Annotated in this window: 19 protein-coding genes and 1 pseudogene; 7 read left to right on the top strand and 13 right to left on the bottom strand. The window is 62.5% G+C overall.

All coding sequences use genetic code 11. From position 1 onward, the window contains the following. Nucleotides 1-139 (bottom strand): annotated as a pseudogene (locus tag I6F21_RS20735) (IS5/IS1182 family transposase); the annotation flags it as partial. 136 nt (nt 140-275) lie between these two features. On the opposite strand from I6F21_RS20735, the gene I6F21_RS20740 reads away from it, so the two are divergent. After that, nucleotides 276-515: a hypothetical protein gene (locus tag I6F21_RS20740; RefSeq protein ID WP_225143069.1), complete on the top strand. Its 240-nt coding sequence runs from the start codon at nt 276-278 to the stop codon at nt 513-515. Nucleotides 516-607: 92 nt separating this feature from the next. Here the strand turns inward: I6F21_RS20740 and I6F21_RS20745 are convergent, their stop codons facing one another. The 5 genes from I6F21_RS20745 to I6F21_RS20765 form a co-directional block, all read right to left on the bottom strand. Continuing rightward, complete coding sequence (locus I6F21_RS20745; RefSeq protein WP_081494620.1) at nt 608-1,279, bottom strand: ATP-binding cassette domain-containing protein; 672 nt, start codon at nt 1,277-1,279, stop codon at nt 608-610. Next, nucleotides 1,276-2,019, bottom strand: coding sequence for an ABC transporter ATP-binding protein (locus I6F21_RS20750; RefSeq protein WP_225112763.1), 744 nt, complete (start codon nt 2,017-2,019; stop codon nt 1,276-1,278). Before I6F21_RS20750 ends, I6F21_RS20745 begins: the two co-directional genes overlap by 4 nt. Further along, nucleotides 2,019-2,975 carry a branched-chain amino acid ABC transporter permease gene (locus tag I6F21_RS20755; RefSeq protein WP_225143071.1) on the bottom strand — a complete coding sequence of 319 codons (957 nt, stop codon included), beginning with the start codon at nt 2,973-2,975 and terminating at the stop codon, nt 2,019-2,021. Before I6F21_RS20755 ends, I6F21_RS20750 begins: the two co-directional genes overlap by 1 nt. Beyond that, nucleotides 2,975-3,874, bottom strand: coding sequence for a branched-chain amino acid ABC transporter permease (locus tag I6F21_RS20760; RefSeq protein ID WP_036013410.1), 900 nt, complete (start codon nt 3,872-3,874; stop codon nt 2,975-2,977). Before I6F21_RS20760 ends, I6F21_RS20755 begins: the two co-directional genes overlap by 1 nt. A gap of 71 nt (nt 3,875-3,945) precedes the next feature. Next, nucleotides 3,946-5,250: an ABC transporter substrate-binding protein gene (locus I6F21_RS20765; RefSeq protein ID WP_225143073.1), complete on the bottom strand. Its 1,305-nt coding sequence runs from the start codon at nt 5,248-5,250 to the stop codon at nt 3,946-3,948. Between the two features lie 681 nt (nt 5,251-5,931). Here I6F21_RS20765 and I6F21_RS20770 point away from each other — a divergent pair. Together I6F21_RS20770 and I6F21_RS20775 are read left to right on the top strand one after the other, a co-directional pair. Further along, nucleotides 5,932-6,132, top strand: coding sequence for a hypothetical protein (locus I6F21_RS20770; protein ID WP_036013408.1), 201 nt, complete (start codon nt 5,932-5,934; stop codon nt 6,130-6,132). 26 nt (nt 6,133-6,158) lie between these two features. Then, on the top strand, nt 6,159-6,401 hold the full coding sequence (locus tag I6F21_RS20775) for a ClpX C4-type zinc finger protein (RefSeq protein ID WP_036013407.1): 243 nt from the start codon (nt 6,159-6,161) through the stop codon (nt 6,399-6,401). Nucleotides 6,402-6,938: 537 nt separating this feature from the next. On the opposite strand, the gene I6F21_RS20780 is transcribed toward I6F21_RS20775, so the two are convergent. The 6 genes from I6F21_RS20780 to I6F21_RS20805 form a co-directional block, all read right to left on the bottom strand. Continuing rightward, nucleotides 6,939-7,151, bottom strand: a complete 213-nt coding sequence (locus I6F21_RS20780) for a hypothetical protein (RefSeq protein ID WP_036013403.1) — start codon at nt 7,149-7,151, stop codon at nt 6,939-6,941. A gap of 207 nt (nt 7,152-7,358) precedes the next feature. Continuing rightward, nucleotides 7,359-8,066: a hypothetical protein gene (locus I6F21_RS20785; RefSeq protein ID WP_225143075.1), complete on the bottom strand. Its 708-nt coding sequence runs from the start codon at nt 8,064-8,066 to the stop codon at nt 7,359-7,361. Then, nucleotides 8,063-8,500 carry a thioesterase family protein gene (locus tag I6F21_RS20790; protein ID WP_225143076.1) on the bottom strand — a complete coding sequence of 146 codons (438 nt, stop codon included), beginning with the start codon at nt 8,498-8,500 and terminating at the stop codon, nt 8,063-8,065. Before I6F21_RS20790 ends, I6F21_RS20785 begins: the two co-directional genes overlap by 4 nt. After that, nucleotides 8,500-9,408, bottom strand: a complete 909-nt coding sequence (locus I6F21_RS20795; RefSeq protein WP_225143078.1) for a fumarylacetoacetate hydrolase family protein — start codon at nt 9,406-9,408, stop codon at nt 8,500-8,502. The genes I6F21_RS20790 and I6F21_RS20795 overlap by 1 nt, the downstream gene beginning before the upstream one ends. Nucleotides 9,409-9,453: 45 nt before the next feature. Beyond that, nucleotides 9,454-10,560, bottom strand: a complete 1,107-nt coding sequence (locus tag I6F21_RS20800; RefSeq protein ID WP_225143080.1) for a cupin domain-containing protein — start codon at nt 10,558-10,560, stop codon at nt 9,454-9,456. Nucleotides 10,561-10,613: 53 nt separating this feature from the next. Then, nucleotides 10,614-11,636 (bottom strand): carbon-nitrogen hydrolase family protein, encoded by a 1,023-nt coding sequence (locus tag I6F21_RS20805; protein WP_225143082.1) that lies wholly within the window; start codon nt 11,634-11,636, stop codon nt 10,614-10,616. Nucleotides 11,637-11,763: 127 nt separating this feature from the next. Between I6F21_RS20805 and I6F21_RS20810 the strand changes: the two genes are divergently transcribed. From I6F21_RS20810 to I6F21_RS20825, 4 genes are all read left to right on the top strand, one after another. Then, on the top strand, nt 11,764-13,923 hold the full coding sequence (locus I6F21_RS20810; RefSeq protein ID WP_074448187.1) for an indolepyruvate ferredoxin oxidoreductase subunit alpha: 2,160 nt from the start codon (nt 11,764-11,766) through the stop codon (nt 13,921-13,923). Beyond that, the gene (locus I6F21_RS20815; RefSeq protein ID WP_036023819.1) at nt 13,920-15,485 is read left to right on the top strand and encodes an indolepyruvate oxidoreductase subunit beta family protein; all 1,566 of its coding nucleotides are present in this window, start codon (nt 13,920-13,922) and stop codon (nt 15,483-15,485) included. The genes I6F21_RS20810 and I6F21_RS20815 overlap by 4 nt, the downstream gene beginning before the upstream one ends. A 156-nt stretch (nt 15,486-15,641) precedes the next feature. Next, entirely contained in the window at nt 15,642-16,136 is a 495-nt protein-coding gene (locus I6F21_RS20820; protein ID WP_036023818.1) for a MarR family transcriptional regulator, read from the top strand. After that, the gene (locus I6F21_RS20825) at nt 16,136-16,618 is read left to right on the top strand and encodes a MarR family winged helix-turn-helix transcriptional regulator (protein ID WP_036023816.1); all 483 of its coding nucleotides are present in this window, start codon (nt 16,136-16,138) and stop codon (nt 16,616-16,618) included. Before I6F21_RS20820 ends, I6F21_RS20825 begins: the two co-directional genes overlap by 1 nt. A 10-nt stretch (nt 16,619-16,628) precedes the next feature. Here the strand turns inward: I6F21_RS20825 and I6F21_RS20830 are convergent, their stop codons facing one another. Then, nucleotides 16,629-17,357 (bottom strand): SDR family oxidoreductase, encoded by a 729-nt coding sequence (locus I6F21_RS20830; protein WP_036023814.1) that lies wholly within the window; start codon nt 17,355-17,357, stop codon nt 16,629-16,631. Nucleotides 17,358-17,381: the final 24 nt, after the last annotated feature.

The raw sequence follows: 17,381 nt of genomic DNA on the forward strand, positions 1-17,381 counted from the left end.
GTGGATTTCACTCGTCAAGCCACCGCGTGACCTTTCCATCGATTGGTCCCAGTTCCTAGTGACACAGCGCCATGTTGATGGACGCGGACAATCGAGGTGTCGATCTCTGGACAGCGGCATCATGGGCAGCAGCAAGTGCGTCTAGAGTGACTTACATCACCTTATTCAAGTAACCCCCTCCGATCGTGCGCCGCACGTCGCGCTGATTTTGAACTCCCCCGCTTTGCGTGGCCACCAACGGCTACTCTGAACTCGAACTCCATAGGGAGGAAACCATGATGACCAAGACGCTGTTCGTCGGACTTCTTACAGCCGGATTTCTCTCTGCATCCTTCGCAGTTGATGCAGAAGCAGAACCAACTCGTTCGCAGCAAGTGAAAAACGTGGGAACTAGCCAGAATGGTGCCCGGGCGGGCTCCATGGATAGCTGGCCGCAGACGATGGACGAACTGAACAACGCCTACAACTGTGGTCCGTATGCGGACAAAGAGTCGGCCAAGAAGTGCAAGAAGTAAGCGCGTTTTTTGATCGCCCAGTGCTGCTGAAGGGGTCAGCTACACGCTGGCCCTTTCTCTTCGGGCAATAACTCCGTGGCGGCCGCACGGCGCTACGCAAGGACCCGGCTTTCGATTTCGCCGCGCTCGATCGTCAGCGTCACGTCGGCGAAGGTCTCGAGCAGCTTCGGGTTCGACTCCGTGATCAGCAGGGTAATGTCCCGGTCCTGCGAACGAAGCCGACGCAACGCCTCGGCGTACCTCTGCGCCAGCACAGGGGCGAGGCCCTGGAACGGCTCGTCCAGAATGACGAGGCGGGTGCCCAGCATCAGGGCGCGCCCGAGAGCGACCATCTTGCCTTGGCCCCCCGAGACGGAGCCCGCCGGGCGATCCGCCAGCTCCTTGAGTTCCGGCAGGACGGAGTAGGTCCGCTCCAGCCGTCGGCGCGCCTCGTCGGCGCCAAGTTTCGCCACGCGAGCAGGCAAAAGAATGTTTTCTTCCACCGTAAAGGCCGAAAAGAGACGACGGTCCTCGGGGGCGTAGCCGATGCCTAGGAAGGGCCGGCGGTGCGGAGGAACATGCCCCAGGTCCTGACCGCCCAGGCGCACGGTACCGCTCGCCTTCGTGAAGCCCATGATGGTCCGTACCGTCGTGGTTTTGCCGGCGCCGTTTCGTCCGATGAGCGCGGCGGTCGCGCCCGGCGGCAGCGAGAAACTGACGCTGCGCAGCACCGGCGCATCGGCGATCGCGACGTTGACGTTCTCGAAGTCCAGCATCGCCGTCATATGCCGATCACCTGTTCGCGGACCTTGGGATCGGCCAGAACCTCCGCGGGCGTGCCGACCTTTTGGATCTTCCCGACGTTCCACACCGCGACTCGGTGGGCATAGCGCTCCACCATGTCCATGTCGTGCTCGACGAAGACCGAGGTCACCTTCTCCTTGGCGAGCGCGGACGTCAGGATGTCCATGATCTCCAGCTTCTCTGCGGAGGCGACGCCCGAGGTGGGCTCGTCCATCAGCAGCAGTCTGGGCTTCAGCGCGAGCGCCAGAGCGATGTCGACCAGCTTGCGTTGTCCCTCGGGGAGCTCCCTCGCCTTGCGAGACGCGTACGACTTGACGCCGACGAGATCCAGAAGGCGCTCCATTTCAGGCAGCTCAGGCAGGGCGGAAAGAGCCGTGAAGCCGGAAGGGCTTCCCAGCCGCGAGGCCGCGGCGATCAGCATGTTCTCCATCACAGTCTGATCAAGAAAGAGCTGCGGTATCTGAAAGGCCCGCGCGATGCCGAGCTTGGTGATCGTGCGCGGGAGCTGCGCCGTGATTTCCTGGCCTAGGAAGGTGATGCTTCCGGCCTGCGGCCGCAGATAACCCGTCGAGATGTTGAGGAAGGTGGTCTTTCCGGCGCCATTCGGTCCGATGATCGCGAGGTTCTCGCCTTGGAGAACGTCCAGATCGATACCGTCGGCGGCGACGACGCCACCGAACCGGATCTTGATGCCCTTCGCGGAAAGGAGGACGTTCGTCATCAATGTCCTCCCTGCTTCGCCTGGCCGTAGCGCTGCCTGAGACCTATCAGTCCGTTAGGCGCATAGAGAATGATGACGATCAAGACCGCGCCGAGGATCAGCTGCCAGGTGTCGGCCAGGTGGGCCGCCGCATAGAAGCGCACGCACTCGAACATCGCCGCGCCGGCGAACGCTCCGAAGGCGTGGGCGCTGCCGCCGAGGATCGCGATAAAGACGAACTCGCCCGACTTCGTCCAGAACCCGAACTCGGGCGTGGCGATCTGCTGGATGATCGCCACCAGCGTGCCGCCGATGCCGCCGAGAAAAGCCGAGATTACGTAACCTATCAGAAGCACGCGCCGTGCGGACGTCCCGAGATACTCGAGCCGGGTCTCGTTCGATTTGACGGCACGCAGCATGTGTCCGAGCGGGCTATCGAGATAGCGTTGCACGCCGTAGAAGGCGACGACCGCGATCAAGAGGCTCACGTAAAGAATAACGTACTGGAAGGTTTCGGGCGTAAACGACAGCCCCAACAGGGCCGGACGAGGGACCCGGATGCCGTCGGCGCCGTTGGTGTAATGAAACATCTTCTCCAGCAGCGACCACAGCACCATCGAAAACGCCAGATTCAGCATTCCAAAAAAGATCTCCCGGTAGCGCACGACGAAGAGCCCGACGATGAGGCCGAAGACGGCGGAGGTTATGCCGCCCAGCACGATGAAGAGCACGATGTCGCCGCCACCGACGTACTTGCCCCAGAACGCCGCGGTGTATGCCCCGGTAGCGAAGAACATTGCATGTCCGAACGACACCTGTCCCGCCTGCAGCAGAAGAATGATACCGAGAACGACGATGCCCTTCGCTAGGATCAACGCGAACAAGGTTGCCCAGCTCGCTACAAAAAGGGGCGCGACGGCGCTGGCCAGAAAGAAGATAGTCGCGATCGTGGTGACCGGCTTGACGCGACCGCTCATCATATTTTCCTTACCTGCACGGCGCCGAACAGGCCGAACGGACGCACCAGAAGCACCAGCACCATCAGCAGATAGGGAACGAGAACTTCGAATTCCGGCTGGAGATAGATCACGAAGGCACGGGTCAGGCCGATCATCAGCGCGGTGAGCGCGGTGCCCTCGATCTGGCCGAGACCCGCGGTCGCAGCGACGGCAAAGGAAAGCACGATCATATCGGCGCCCATACCGGGGACCAGCGAGGTGGTCGGCGAGGCCAGCGCTCCTCCCAACGCGGCCAGACTCGCTCCGATGACGAAAGTGACGAAATATACGCGTTTTGCGTCAATCCCAATGGCCGTCGAAGCTTCGCGGTCCTCCGTGACCGCAAGGATCACCGCTCCCGACAGCGTCCTGCGCAGGAAGTAGCGGAGCCCGAACAGCGTCGCCAATGCGACGCCGGGCAGCAGAATGACCTGGTATGACGTGTAGCTGACGCCGAACACGGCGATGTTGGGAAGTAGTCTCAACGGCTCCGCGGCGAAGATGGGCTGCACGCCCCAGATCAGACGCTGCAGGTTGTCCATGATCATGAAGGCCGCGAAAGTGATCAGAAGCTGGAGGACGTCCTCCTGTCCGGAGAGCGGTCGCAACAGAAACCGTTCGATGAAACCGCCGCACACGACGCCGATCACGATGGAGGCGGCCAGCAGCGCGGGATAGGTGAGCCAAGGCGAGATCGGCGCGATTGCAAGGCTGAACGTCGCAGCCAGGTAGGCGCCGAACGCGTACAGCGAACCGTGCGCGACGTTGACCACGCGCAGCACGCCGAAAATCAGGCTGAGCCCGACCGAGACCAAAAACACCAGTGCGGCGTAGCTGATCCCATCGAGGATCGCCAAGATAGCGAGTGTCGAGTTCATGATGGCCTTCTGAAAAGGTCCGTCCTCCGGGACGCGGCTCGGAGGACGGGGATCAAAAGTCGAGCGTGCCGTTACTGAGCTTTGAAGGTCGGCACGTCCATCTTGACGAAGTCCGGCTTGAGCGTCTTGAGCCATTCAACCGACCGTACGCCCGCCGGGTTGGTGATCATCTTCGGATCGAAGATCATCATGTTGTCGAGCAGCTTGAAGTCGTACCCCGGAACGGACTTGGTGACGCCGACCAGCTGAGCTTCGAGACCCTGGTTGTCCTCGGGCCGCAGCGTAATCGGACGGCCGAATCCGGTGGCGAACTCGATGCCCGCCGTCGCGTCGACGACCTGTTCGCGGGTGGGCCAATTGCCGCCGCTGGACTTGATCGCCTTGTCGTAGGCCGTCTGCAGGGCCTTGAATGCCTGCGCCATGTGATAGACCGGGTAGATCGGCCATGCACCGGTCTTCGCCTTGAAGGCTTCATTGAACGCCTTGAAGGCGGCGTCGTTCTTCTTCTCGGGATGCAGGAACCAGTGGTCTCCGCGCGCGCCGACGATCAGGCCTTCAGGCAGGTCCTTGCCCAACCGCTGGATCGATGATTCGCCGATCCCGAGCACGAAGGTCGACTGCTGCAACAGGCCGCGCTGACCGGCCTGGCGGACCAGCGTGTCGAGATCTCCGCCCCAAGACGTGGTCAGAACCACATCCGGCCGCAGCGCCAACAGACGGGAAACCTCAGTGGAGTAGTCCGGTGCGCCGAACTTCGGGAAGAGCTCCGCGACGACTTGCACGTCCGGCTTCATCGCCTTGAGCGCGGTCGAAAAGATCTCCCAGCTCTCCCGACCCCATGCATAATCCTGATTGACCACCGCGATCGTCTTAAAGTCGGGCTTGGTCTTGAGCAGGTAAAGGAGCACGGCCAGCATTTCCGGCGTGCCGTTCGCCTGAGTCCGAAAATTGTAGCGGTACTTCTTGGTTTCGAGGATGGAGGCCGCACCGCAGTCCCACATGAAATTCATGACTTTGAGGTCTTCGGCGACCGGCACCAGCTGGGTGCAGCTGCCCGACGAGATCGAAGCAAACGTGGCATCGACCTTTTCGTCCTGCACAACGCGTCGGTAGTTCGAGACGAGCGCTTCGCCTCCCGCGCCTTCGTCGATGAAGGAGAGCTTGACCGGCACGCCGCCGATGCCGCCCTTCTTGTTGAGGTCCTCCGCGATCATCTCCGCCGCGGCCTTCGCCGGCACACCGAAGACTGACGCAGGGCCCGACAGGAACGTCGTGATGCCGATTTTGAGCTCCGACGGCTTGTTCTGCGCAAGCGAGGGGCCCGTAAAGCTCGCAACTATAAGCCCGGCCGCAACCGCAGCCTTGAGAAACTGCATCGAAAGTCCTCCCTGTTTTATTGTTGCGCCCGGTTTCAGCCGCCGTGCGCTTCTTCTTGCAACAACGCTACTATAATTGTCGCGTGTTGCCAGCCCTCTTCTGCCATTCACGAGCCGACGAATTCAGTTCGAAGCCGCCCCCCATTTTGTCGGAAGCGCATCGATCGAAACGGACAAGGCCCCCAAAATGGTCGATGCCTTTAATTCCATGGTGCGATAAAAGCTCCGGCCAGAGCCCGCTGCGGGCCATTCGTGCCTGCCGTTGCTCTGCGACATAGGCGCTCCCGTTCCAGCAACAAGCACCGAACGCGCTTTGCGCTTTTGGCCCGTTGCTGACTTCCCCTTTTGACCGCGCACGGTCGGCTTCCAAGGGCTGAGCGGAACGCTGCCGTGGAGCTGCCGAGGGCAGCCTTGACCCAAAACGGAAGTCGCCCCTCTTGGCCTATTCAACGGCATAAGGGTTGAGCTTCGGAAAGCCCTGCTTCCACTTCACCCATTCTTCGGCGTCACGGAGGGACACGAAGTCCGCAACAGGAATGTCCTCGCGATCGGGGCGACGCTCACTGATCCGCTAGCCGCCCTCGACCAGACGCTCGATGATAAAGCTCTCGACAGGCAGATCAAGGTTGGTCATTTCTAACTGTATCAATCTGTCGGCTCTAGCGGAAGCGTAGAGTGTTCATGAACGAAAATCTTGACATGGCCGAGCGGTGTGCTGAAATTTCCCAGACCACGAGCGACACGACACTTCGCTCGATATTTGGCAGGATGTCAGAACTGTATCGTCAGTTGCACGCGGAAGAGGAAAAACTTGCTGACTGGAAGAGCAAGCAAGACCCTTCGTCAACATTAGATTTCATTTTCAAGAAGCCGCGAGATTAAGATCACGGCAAGCCGCGAACCTTTGGATGATCGAACTCGACTGGAAGGATCAGAGGATGACGGCCTCGGACTTAATTTGCTCCTTTTGTGGAAAGGAGCCGAGAGAAGTTGTTTCCGTGGTCAACGCCGTATCCGTGAGCGTACAAGGTCAGCAGACCGCCGGTGCTATTTGCAATGAATGCGTTGAGCTTTGTGTACAGGTCATCGGTTTGCAAAAGCCGGAGTGGCTTGAGCGACATCGCCAGTTCGTCGCTACGCTAGGAAAGTGATAGGCGACTCACCTGTTGGCCCTTAGCGGGCTGCCGCAGCATGGGGCGCCACGGCAACTTTTGACCCGTTGCAGACATTCGGTGTCGCCGGTTACAACAGCTTCGTGTTTAGCGTGTGAGCGTCGCTATGAACCAAAAGGTCGCGGAAGGTACCTGGTATTACGACGGCAATGTTCCGCGGCGCATTGCCGTTTATAGAAAAGAAGCACGTCTCGCGTCGTCGAGATTTAAGCGCGACACTGACGAAGAGCCGTCGATAGATGAGACCCGACCGATACCGGAAACGAAGGACGGGTTCTTGTACTATTGTCTGCTCACTAACTCGGGGGAACACCTCTCCCTGGCTGAGGCTAAAGCCTGGGCGGACGCCCAGCCGTGGGGTCCCGTCAAATGGGAGTAACTGCAGTTTACCACGTCCGTTGTTGGCCCATCGCTTTCGTTAGGCGTAGCGAGGAGTTGTCCGGAAACGGGGGTAGACTGGAAGCGCCCGACCACTGGGCAAATCGGCGGCTTTTGACCCGAGGCAGACGTTAGCGGTCAGTCTTTCATGCCATCCACACCTGGATGATCTTTGTTAATTTCGTCGTGAAGCATGGTGTCCATCCGAGCGATGATATCGCCGACCGATCTCCTCAATTTCAGAAACTCATCTGCTGGAGAGGCTTCTTTGGCGAGCATGAGCGCCAGCGATAATTCCTCAATTGCCCGCTCTACGTGCTGTTTCAATCGTGCAGCCGATTTCGCGTCCATAGAACCATCTCGCAGGAAGGGGCCTGCCTTGCAAAAGGCAGCATACCCGCTTTTAGACCAAAACTCCTTTCAAATCGCTGGAGCGCTACTCTTCCGTTAATGGCCCATCGCGACATACTGCGCCGGCGCACGAACTCGGTCGCTATAGGAGCAAAGCAGACATTGCTTTTGGCCGCGTCACGCCGCCGGATTTTGTGGGTACGCGGCCTAGGACCTCGCCCCCACCACTCTGGTCAGCATCGGAAAATGCTTGTTGCCGCCTGCGAATGGCGGGAATTTCGCGAAGTCGGCACGCATGTGCTTGATCACGTCGGAGCCGAGTGCGTGCGCGAGGGCTTGCGGGCTGTCGAACACCAGCTTGTTGCGCTGCATATGCTCGACGCGCTGCGACGGCAGCCGGTCGACCCAGTCGATGCGGGTGTAGATCTCGATCTGGCGGACGTTCGGGAAGGTCCGCATGATCGACGGGTGGTGCTCCAGATAATGCAGGTTCCAGGCGTTCATATCCTCGGCCGGGCCGGGATAGTGCACGAGGTAACTGCAGGGGGTCGTCGTTCCCGCCGGATGCTCTGCGACATCGACCGGAAACGGGCGCGTCAGCATCACCTGGTGTGTGATAGCGAGTCCGGTGAGGCCGGAGAGACCGGCCCCTGTTGCGAGGCCGGCAAGGACGCCGCCGCGGTCCATCGCCGCCTCGCAGGCGAACAGGTCGGGAAACCGGAGTTGCAGCGCAAAGGCGGGGCCGGCGCCGTCGGCCTTGTAGGGATGGTCGACCGACTGTTCGAGCGGCGTGAACAGCAGGGCCTCGGTCATGCCGGGGATCGATCCGACGCGCTCTGCCACAGCGGCAACCTCATCGGGACGGAGTCGCCGTTCGCCCGTGGAATCGGAGAATGTCATGAACAGCGAGATCATGCGGGCGTTGCCTCGGTCCCCTCGCCCACACTCACATGCGCCATCAGAGCGAGGCGAATGTCATCGGGCCATGGGATCGCATGATGATCGACCAGCGAGGTCGCAGCAAGGATCTGGCGCGCGTGCCAGCGCGGGCCATTCGCGCCGGAGATGACATGCTCGAGATGAAGAGATGACCCACCGACCCTGATGATGCGCAGCTTGAATGTCAGGAGATCGCCGAACATCGACGGCCGGGAGAAATCGCAGTTCAGGTGCACCGTGGGCGTTCCGATCTTTCGGACCGCGATCAGCTCCGGCCATGGAAAGCCGATCCGCGCCCAGAAATCTTCGACGACGCCGTTGAGAATGTTCAAATAGGACGGGAAGTACGCGATCCCCGAGGGATCGCAGTCTCCGAACCTGAGCACGCGATCGAACGAAAAATTCGTCATCAGATCGCAACAACGGGGTGGCGGATGACACCGACGCCGTCGACGCCGGCCTCGACCACGTCGCCCGGCCAAAGCCATTCCTGCGGGCTCATGCCGGCGCCGACGCCTTCAGGCGTACCGGTGGCGATGATGTCGCCCGGCTCGAGCGTCATGCCCGACGAAATGTCCGCTATCAGCACCGGAATGTCGAAGATCATGTATTTGGTGTTGGAGTCCTGCTTCATGACCCCGTTCTTGGTCAGCCACAGCCGCAGATCGTGTGGATCAGGAATCTCGTCCGCGGTCACGATGCACGGGCCGAACGGCGCATAAGTGTCCATGCCCTTCGAGAAAATCCACTGTCCGGCGCGGCGATTGTCGCGCGCGGAAATGTCGATCATCACCGAATAGCCGAAGACGTGGTCCATCGCCTTGTCGGCCGCGATGCGCGTTGCGGTCTTGCCGATGATGACGGCGAGCTCGACTTCCCAGTCGAGCTGCTGCGTCATCTTCGCATTGTGCTGGATCGCCGCGCCCGGGCCGATCACGGAGGTCGGCGGCTTGGAGAAGACGACCGGCTGCTTCGGCAGGTCCTTGTCCGTATCCAGGCTTTTGGCGGATTCCGCCACATGCGCCCGATAGTTCAGCCCGATGCCGAATATGTTTTTCCGCGGCCGCGGGATCGGCGCCTGCAGCTTTACATCCTCGACCGCAACCGCCGAGCCGGCCGGGAAGCGGCCATGGGCGTCCGCCAGTGCATCCCTGAGCGCAGGCAGCAGGGTCACGCTGTTGTCGATGAACGACAGCATATCACCCGGCCATGTCACGCCGCTGGACGCACCAAGGTGCTCGACATCGACGACCAGTCCATTGACGAGGGCTCCAAGACGGGCACCGCTGGAGCCCAAGGTGTAGGTGACGAGACGCATGAAGGCTTCTATCCGGCTGTTCTGGTTGAATTCTGCAAGGGCCTATCAGGCGGCAACCGACTGGTAACCGCCATTGTCGCCATAGGCCTCTTCTCGATAGAGCCCGAGGCCCTCGATGACGGGCAGGTCGTTGAAGCAGAACAGGCAGGCATCCTCGCTCGCTGAGGCATTGCCATGCTCGTGCCAGGCCCAGGACGGAACGCAGAAGATGTCGCGCTCCTCCCATTCGAGCCGCTTGCCGCCGATGATCGAATAGCCGCGTCCCTTGGCCACCTGGTAAATGAAGCTGCCGGTGTGCCGATGCGACTTGGTCTTCTCGCCGGGGCGCAGCAGCTGCATGCTCGCACCGATCGTCTGCATCACGTGCCCGCCGGTGACCGGGTTGACGTAGTTCATGAGAATGCCGTCATAGGGTGAGCCATCGGTCGCGGCCGCATATTTCTGCAAGGACTCGTAGGTCGGCTCCCACTCATATTTGAACATCGGCGAATAGCCCTTCGACCAGCGCGAGTCCGCCGGCCGAAGACCGGGATTGCCCCAGGTCCGGGTCATGTCGTCCACGGGATAGCCGGACGGCTCCTGCTGGATGTTCGGATGCACGACGAAGAAATTGGCTTCCAGCGCGTTGACGAGCGGGATGTCCAGGCCATCCTGCCAGATGCAGACCGAGCCGTTGCCTTCGACGCCATGCTCGTGCCAGGTGCCGTTCGGCGTCAGCACGAAATCCCGCGCGCCCAGCGTCATCTTGTGACCGTCGACGATGGTGTAGGCGCCCGCGCCCTCCATGATGAAGCGTAGCGCCGAGGCCGAGTGGGCATGGGCCGTGGCGACCTCGCCGGGATGCATCACCTGCAATCCGGAATAGAGCCAGCCGACGGCGGCCGACACGTCGCGCCGCCCGGGATTGTTGAGATAGACCACGCGCCGCCCGGCTTTCTCGGGCGAGACCAGCTCGACCGAGCGCAGCACGTGCTCGCGCAGATCCTTGTAGCGCCAGAGCACGGGAACCGAGGCCGATTGCGGCGCCCACGGCTCGATCTTGTTGGCGACGGTCCAGAGCGCTCCGGCTTCGTACCTTTCGAGATCCTTGTAATAGGCCTCGAGCTCGGGGGTGTCCTCGACATTGGCCCGGCCGATCACGTTCTCGCGCATCCTATCCTCCAAGTCCTGTCTTATGATCCCGCACCCTCAAGCGAACCGGCCCGTCATTCCGCTCGACCTAGAATCGACGAGAAGCCCGCCTGCTCTTGGCCGGCGACGGCTTCCGCCTCTGTCAGACCGAGCGGCGTCTGCGGACGACGGTTGACCCGCAGATCGAAAATGTCGAACCGGTTATAGTGCCCGACGATGTCGTGCATCTGCTTCGGCTGGATGCAGCGATCGAGGTCGATGTCGGCATAGACGATGCCTTCGTCGTCGATCAAGGGATCGCCGACCACGCGCCCGTCCGGACCGATGATACCGGAGAATGCGCTCGACTTCCGTTGCAGACGTGCGCGTGCGTCGGGAACGACGGTCTCCATCGCCGCGATGATCTCCTCCGACACGGTCGAGCAGGAGACGATCGTGAAGATCTTGCCTTCGAAGGAGTGGGCAATCGCGCGCAATTTGATCGCCTCCGCCATGTCATAGTCGGGGGGCGCGACCGGAAGCGAGATATAGCTGGCGACGTGCACGAGCTCGCCCTGCCCGAGCAGCGCAAAGCGCGCCAGCGTGTTGGTGTTCTCGCCGCAGGCCAGGCCTCCGAGACGCCCGATCTCGGTATCATAGACGCGCAGGCTCGACCCGTCACCGCCGGTCCAGGTCAGCTTCTCTGCCCAGGTCGGCACCAGCTTGCGATGCTTGCCGAGCAACGCGCCATCGGGCCCGATGAAAACCAGCGTATTGTAGATCGCGCCGAGCGAGACCGGGCTGCGCTCGTTCACGCCGAGCACGACGTGGCATCCCGTATCGCGCGCGGCCTTGCAGACGATTTCGACCTCCGGCCCCGGCACCAGCACCGACGCCTTGGCGAGCTTCTCGAACCATGCACTGCCGGTGACGGGATCGGTGATCCAGTTCCAATAAGGATAGCCGGGAACGAACACTTCGGGGAACGCGACGAGCTTCGCCCCGTTGGCTGCGGCCTCACGGACCAGTGAAGCCGCCTTCTCCGCGGTCGCGCTTGCGTTGAGATAGACTGGTGAAGCCTGGACGGCGGCAGCTTTAAAGCGAGGCAGCTTCAGCATCGGCCCTACCCTGTCGCTGGCTCATGACCGCCTTGTCGGAGAGAGCATCCGCAAGCGTGATAGCATGGCGCGGCGTTGACTTACTTCACATGTAAACGTATGCTATCGCATATTTCTGGAGGGTGCAATGGCTGAACGGTCTTTTGCTCGCGAGGTCGAGGATCTCAGGCTCGGCGATGGCGACACGTTCCGCGGCGAAGGCATCCTCGCCATCACCAAGGCGCTGCTGCAATCGGGGGTCGCCTATGTCGGCGGCTATCAGGGCTCGCCGATCTCGCACCTGATGGACGTGCTGGCCGACGCCAAGGACGTGCTCGACGATCTCGGCGTCGTATTCCAGAGCTCGGCGAACGAAGCCGCCGCCGCGGCGATGCTGTCGGCATCGGTGATGTATCCCCTGCGCGGCGCGGTGGCGTGGAAGTCGACCGTCGGGACCAACGTCGCCTCCGACGCCCTTGCCAACCTCGCCTCGGGCGGTGTCACCGGCGGCACCATGATCATCGTCGGCGAGGACTATGGCGAAGGCTCCTCCATCATGCAGGAGCGTACCCACGCCTTCGCGATGAAGTCGCAGATGTGGCTGCTCGATCCCCGCCCCGAGCATGAATGCATCGTCAATCTGATCGAGAAAGGCTTCGAGCTCTCCGAGTTCTCCAACACGCCGGTCATGCTGGAGGTGCGCGTGCGCGCCTGCCACATGCACGGCAGCTTCGCCTGCAAGGACAATGTCAGGCCGGCGCACACCATCAAGGACGCGCTCAACAATCCCAAGCGTGACGTCAACCGCATCGTGCTGCCACCGGCGGCCTATGAGCACGAGCAGGAGAAGATCAAGACGCGGATGCCCGCGGCTATCGGATTCATTCGGGACAACAAGCTGAATGAGTGGATGGGGCCGAAGCAGGGCAAGGTCGGCATCATCATGCAGGGGGGCATGTACAACAACGTCATCCGCGCGCTGCAATATCTCGGGCTGTCGGATGCCTATGGCAACACCCAGATCCCGCTCTACATCATGAACGTCACCTACCCCGTGATCGATACCGAGGTTGCGGAATTCTGCGTCGATAAGGAGGCCGTTCTCATCGTCGAGGAAGGCCAGCCGGAATATCTGGAGCAGGCGATTAATACGGTCTTGCGCCGCAAGGACATCCAGGCGCGCGTCCACGGCAAGGACGTGCTGCCGATGGGCGGCGACTACACCGCTCAGGTGCTGCTCGGCGGCGTCAGGGAATTCCTGGAGAAGACCGAGCCGCGGCTGCTCGGCAACCGGCCGCCGGCGCCGGACGCAGCGCCCGTGCTCAATCACCCCGCGGTCGAGAAGCTCAAGCAGGTGGTGCCGGCGCGCCCGCCCGGGCTTTGCACCGGCTGCCCGGAACGGCCGATCTTCGCCGCCATGAAGCTGGTCGAGGAAGAGCTCGGCCAGCACCACGTCTCCGCAGACATCGGCTGCCATCTGTTCTCGATCCTGCCGCCCTTCAACATCGGCGCGACCACGATGGGCTTCGGCCTCGGCCCGGCCTCGACCTCGGCCTTCAACGTCAAGGCGGACAAGCGGTCGATCGCGGTGATGGGCGACGGCGGCTTCTGGCACAATGGACTGACCAGCGGCATCGGCAATGCCGTGTTCAACAAGCATGACGGCGTGTTCGTCATCGTCGACAATTACTACACTTCTGCGACGGGCGGTCAGGACATCCTGTCCTCGCGCGCGGTCAACAAGCGCCGCAAGACCAACAATTCGATCGTGCAGGCGGTGAAGGGCATCGGCGGCCAGTGGGTGCGCCAGCTCGACCGCACCTACGACGTCGGCAAGATGCGCGACACGCTGAAGGAAGCGCTGACGACGAAAGAGGAAGGCCCGAAGGTCATCGTCGCGTCCTCCGAATGCATGCTGAACAAGCAGCGGCGCGTGAAGCCGCAGATCAACAAGGCGATCAAGGACGGGACGCGCATCGTCAAGGAGCGCTTTGGCGTCGACGAAGACGTCTGCACCGGCGACCATGCCTGCATCCGCCTCTCCGGCTGCCCGTCACTGTCGGTGAAGCAGCTCGACGACCCCTTGCGCGACGATCCGGTCGCGGCGATCGATAATTCCTGCGTCGGCTGCGGCAATTGCGGCGAGGTTTCCGAGGCCGCCGTGCTCTGCCCCTCGTTCTATCGAGCCGACGTCATCCATAATCCGACGCGCTGGGACATGTTCAAATCCAAGGTCGCCATGAGCGTGATCGGCTGGCTGCAGCGTCGGCGCGACCGCCGGCGTCCGGCGCTCGAGGCACTGGCATGAGGGACGAGACGGTCCGGCTGGCCCTCCCCGCCGCAGGCGAAGCGACGGAGCGGCCGATCTCGATCGCGATCGTCGCGATGGGGGGCCAGGGCGGCGGCGTCCTGACCGACTGGATCGTTCAGCTCGCCGAGAACCATGGCTGGGTCGCGCAGTCCACCTCGGTGCCCGGCGTCGCCCAGCGCACCGGCGCCACCATCTACTATATCGAGGCGATGCCGCCGCTCGACGGCCGCAAGCCGATCCTGTCGCTGATGCCCACCCCGGGCGACGTCGACGTGGTGATGGCGGCGGAATTCATGGAGGCCGGGCGATCGATCCTGCGCGGCCTCGTGACGCCGGATCGCACCACGCTGATCGCGTCCAACCACCGCTCGTTTGCGATCGGCGAGAAGATCGCGCCGGGCAACGGCATCGCCGACGGCGGCGCCGTGACCGGCGCCATCGGCATTGCGGCGAAGACCGAGATCATCTTCGATCTGAACGCGCTGGCGATCGCGCATGGCAGCGTCATCTCGGCCGCGATGTTCGGCGCGCTCGCAGGCGCGGGCGTGCTGCCGTTCAGCCGCGACAGCTATCTCGACGTCATCCGCACCGGCGGCAAAGGCGCCAAGGCCAGCGTCGAGACGTTCGAGGCCGCCTTCGAGCGGGTCAAGACCGGCCCGACCGAAGTTGCGGCCCCCGCGCCAACCAAACCGACCGACGATACCCCCTCTTCCGCGACGCCCGATCCGCAGCTTGGCGAGCTCGTCGCAAGATTGAATGGGGAGCTGCCCCAGCCTGCACTCGGCATGGCTCGTGCAGGCTTGCGGAAGGTCGTCGACTTCCAGGACATCGCCTATGGCGGCGAATATCTCGACATCCTCAAGAGGTTGCACGCAGCCGACCGAAACGCCGGCGGTGACGCACATGCCTATGCCTTCACGGAAGCCGCGGCGAAGTACCTCGCCAACGCCATGACCTATGACGACGTCATCCGCGTCGCCGACCTCAAGACGCGCGCCGGCCGCCGCGCGCGCATCGAGAGCGAACTCGAGATGTCGAACGGACAGGTGCTTCAGACCACCGAGTTCATGCATCCCCGCATGGAGGAAGTGATGGGCATGCTGCCGGCAGGCTTCGGCCGCTGGCTCGGCGCGCGGCCGCGCCTGCTCGGCTGGCTCGATCGCCGCGTCAACCGGGGACGCCGGGTGCGAACCTACTCGCTGCCCTGGTTCCTGGCCCTCTATGTCGTCGGCGGAATGCGCGGCCTGCGCCGCCGCTCGCTGCGTCACGCCATCGAGACGGCGCACCGGGATTCATGGCTCAAGGCCGCGACCGAGGCGGTCGGCACCAATTACCAGCTCGGTGTCGAGATCCTGCAATGCCGACGCCTCGTCAAAGGCTATTCAGACACCCACAGCCGGGGGCTGTCGAAATTCGACAGGACGCTCGCGGCGATCAAGCTGGTGGAGCGCCGCGAGGATGCCGCCGACTGGGCGCGCCGCCTGCGCGAGGCCGCGCTGAAGGACAGCGCCGGAACGGCGCTCGACGGCGTGATCCAGACCATAAAGACTTTCGCATGATTCCACGGGCGCCGGACGCAGGATTGGATTGCCGTTCGCCCCTCAGGAGGTCAGGATCGGACGGCTTGACTACGATTCTCAGGTTGTTAATCGGAGCGAACGACCCGCAGTAATTCCCTTCACTCGACGAGACATTCTGTACTCGATGGTCATGCGATGCCGGCAGCACTCAAGGAGAACGTTGTTCCCGTCCCTGGGCAGATCGAAACCCGGCTCTGGCTCCAATTGCTGTCGCTGCATGGTGAGCTGTTCGCCTCGCTCAATTCGATGCTGAGTTCGGAGTTCGGCCTGTCGCTGGCAAAATTCGACGTGCTGGCCCAGCTCGATCGTTACCAGGAGGGCCTCGCGCTCGGGCAATTGTCGCAAAATCTGAAGGTGACCGGCGGCAATGTCTCGGGGCTGGTACAACGTCTTCTCGCCGACGACCTCATCAGCAGGGAGATGTCGAGCGAGGACCGGCGGTCCTTCATCGTGCGCCTGACGCCGAAAGGCGAAGCGCTGTTCCGGCAGGCCGCCGAAATCCACAAGAAGCATCTCGCCAGACGGCTCGAGAACGTCCCGGCCCGGGAGCTGGACACCGCGCTGTCCGTGCTGAAATCGCTTTCCTCGAAACTTCATACCGAGAGCAAGAAGCAAAGTCGCAAGAGATAATGGCCAGAGAATCCAAGAGCAGATGGAAGTCGGGTCCGCCGAGGACGAGGGACCAGCTGCAAACCTATATTCCGTATCTGTTCAACCGGCTCGCCAATCGCTGGAACCTGGATCAGAACCGCGATTTGAGCGAGCACGGCATCAACAATGTCGTGTTCCGGACGCTGTCGGTGCTGTTCATCTACAAGACCCTCACGGTCAACGAGGTCGCCGTTCTCGCGGTGACCGAGCAGTCGACGGCGAGCCGCATGGTCGAGTCCATGGTGTCGTCGGGCCTCGTCAAGCGCGAGATCGCCGAGGAGGACCAGCGCCGCCGCGTCGTCGGCCTGACGCCGGAGGGCGAAGCGCTGCTGCGCAAGATCTGGCCGATCATGGCGAACAATTACGACAGGCTGGTCGCGGGCATCGAGCCCGACGACATCGAGGTCTGCGCGCGCGTGCTGGCCAAGATGGTCGAGAATATCCGCCAGAACCAGATCTAGAGCGCGCGCGTCAAGGCCCGAGGCCGACGAGGCTGGTACCGCCGCAGACATAGAGCACCTGGCCGGTGACGAAATCGGAGTGCTCGTCGAGGAAGAACGAGATTGCGTGCGCGACGTCCTCGCGCGAGCCGAGCCGCCCGACCGGAACGTTGCGCGCCATCCGCTCCTGCTGCTCGGAGCCCTTCGGGATGATGCCCCAGAAATTATCGGTCAGGATCGGTCCCGGCGCGACGACATTCACGGTGATGCCGCTCGCGGCAAGCTCCAGCGCCCAGGTCCTTGCCATGCCGTGCACGCCGGCCTTGGTGGCCGAATAGGCCGAGCGCGTCACTGCCCCCATCGCGGCGCGCGAAGAGACGAACACGATGCGCCCGAAGCGGCGCGCACGCATCCCTTCCAGCGCCGCCTGGGTCAGGAGCATCGGCGCGCCCAGATGCAACTGCGCCAGCATCAATATGTCTTCCGGCTTGGCGTCGGGCAGCAGGTTCGGCAGGATGACCCCGGCATTGTGGACCAGGTTGTCGACGGCGTGATCCCGGCAGATCTCCTGCGCGATCGCACGCGTCTGTTCGATATTGGTGAGGTCGGCGCGATAGGCCGCGAGCAGATCATGTGTCCAGCCGGGCTGCTCGAGCCCGACCGAGACCACGCGCTGCCCGCGCGCGACGAGCTTCTTCGCCAGGGCCTCGCCGATCCCCGAATTGCCGCCGGTGATGAGGGTGGTGCGGATCTCGCTCATGATCAGACCTTCTTTGATCAGACC

It is taken from the genome of Bradyrhizobium sp. NBAIM03 (genome assembly GCF_020194055.1).
GTDB lineage: Bacteria > Pseudomonadota > Alphaproteobacteria > Rhizobiales > Xanthobacteraceae > Bradyrhizobium > Bradyrhizobium yuanmingense.

Excerpts from the sequence above, each read along its gene's own strand:
- I6F21_RS20740 (WP_225143069.1), top strand. The coding sequence starts at position 276 with ATGATGACCAAGACGCTGTTCGTCGGACTTCTTACAGCCGGATTTCTC.
- I6F21_RS20745 (WP_081494620.1), bottom strand. The coding sequence starts at position 1,279 with ATGACGGCGATGCTGGACTTCGAGAACGTCAACGTCGCGATCGCCGAT.
- I6F21_RS20750 (WP_225112763.1), bottom strand. The coding sequence starts at position 2,019 with ATGACGAACGTCCTCCTTTCCGCGAAGGGCATCAAGATCCGGTTCGGT.
- I6F21_RS20755 (WP_225143071.1), bottom strand. The coding sequence starts at position 2,975 with ATGAGCGGTCGCGTCAAGCCGGTCACCACGATCGCGACTATCTTCTTT.
- I6F21_RS20760 (WP_036013410.1), bottom strand. The coding sequence starts at position 3,874 with ATGAACTCGACACTCGCTATCTTGGCGATCCTCGATGGGATCAGCTAC.
- I6F21_RS20765 (WP_225143073.1), bottom strand. The coding sequence starts at position 5,250 with ATGCAGTTTCTCAAGGCTGCGGTTGCGGCCGGGCTTATAGTTGCGAGC.
- I6F21_RS20770 (WP_036013408.1), top strand. The coding sequence starts at position 5,932 with ATGAACGAAAATCTTGACATGGCCGAGCGGTGTGCTGAAATTTCCCAG.
- I6F21_RS20775 (WP_036013407.1), top strand. The coding sequence starts at position 6,159 with ATGATCGAACTCGACTGGAAGGATCAGAGGATGACGGCCTCGGACTTA.
- I6F21_RS20780 (WP_036013403.1), bottom strand. The coding sequence starts at position 7,151 with ATGGACGCGAAATCGGCTGCACGATTGAAACAGCACGTAGAGCGGGCA.
- I6F21_RS20785 (WP_225143075.1), bottom strand. The coding sequence starts at position 8,066 with ATGATCTCGCTGTTCATGACATTCTCCGATTCCACGGGCGAACGGCGA.
- I6F21_RS20790 (WP_225143076.1), bottom strand. The coding sequence starts at position 8,500 with ATGACGAATTTTTCGTTCGATCGCGTGCTCAGGTTCGGAGACTGCGAT.
- I6F21_RS20795 (WP_225143078.1), bottom strand. The coding sequence starts at position 9,408 with ATGCGTCTCGTCACCTACACCTTGGGCTCCAGCGGTGCCCGTCTTGGA.
- I6F21_RS20800 (WP_225143080.1), bottom strand. The coding sequence starts at position 10,560 with ATGCGCGAGAACGTGATCGGCCGGGCCAATGTCGAGGACACCCCCGAG.
- I6F21_RS20805 (WP_225143082.1), bottom strand. The coding sequence starts at position 11,636 with ATGCTGAAGCTGCCTCGCTTTAAAGCTGCCGCCGTCCAGGCTTCACCA.
- I6F21_RS20810 (WP_074448187.1), top strand. The coding sequence starts at position 11,764 with ATGGCTGAACGGTCTTTTGCTCGCGAGGTCGAGGATCTCAGGCTCGGC.
- I6F21_RS20815 (WP_036023819.1), top strand. The coding sequence starts at position 13,920 with ATGAGGGACGAGACGGTCCGGCTGGCCCTCCCCGCCGCAGGCGAAGCG.
- I6F21_RS20820 (WP_036023818.1), top strand. The coding sequence starts at position 15,642 with ATGCCGGCAGCACTCAAGGAGAACGTTGTTCCCGTCCCTGGGCAGATC.
- I6F21_RS20825 (WP_036023816.1), top strand. The coding sequence starts at position 16,136 with ATGGCCAGAGAATCCAAGAGCAGATGGAAGTCGGGTCCGCCGAGGACG.
- I6F21_RS20830 (WP_036023814.1), bottom strand. The coding sequence starts at position 17,357 with ATGAGCGAGATCCGCACCACCCTCATCACCGGCGGCAATTCGGGGATC.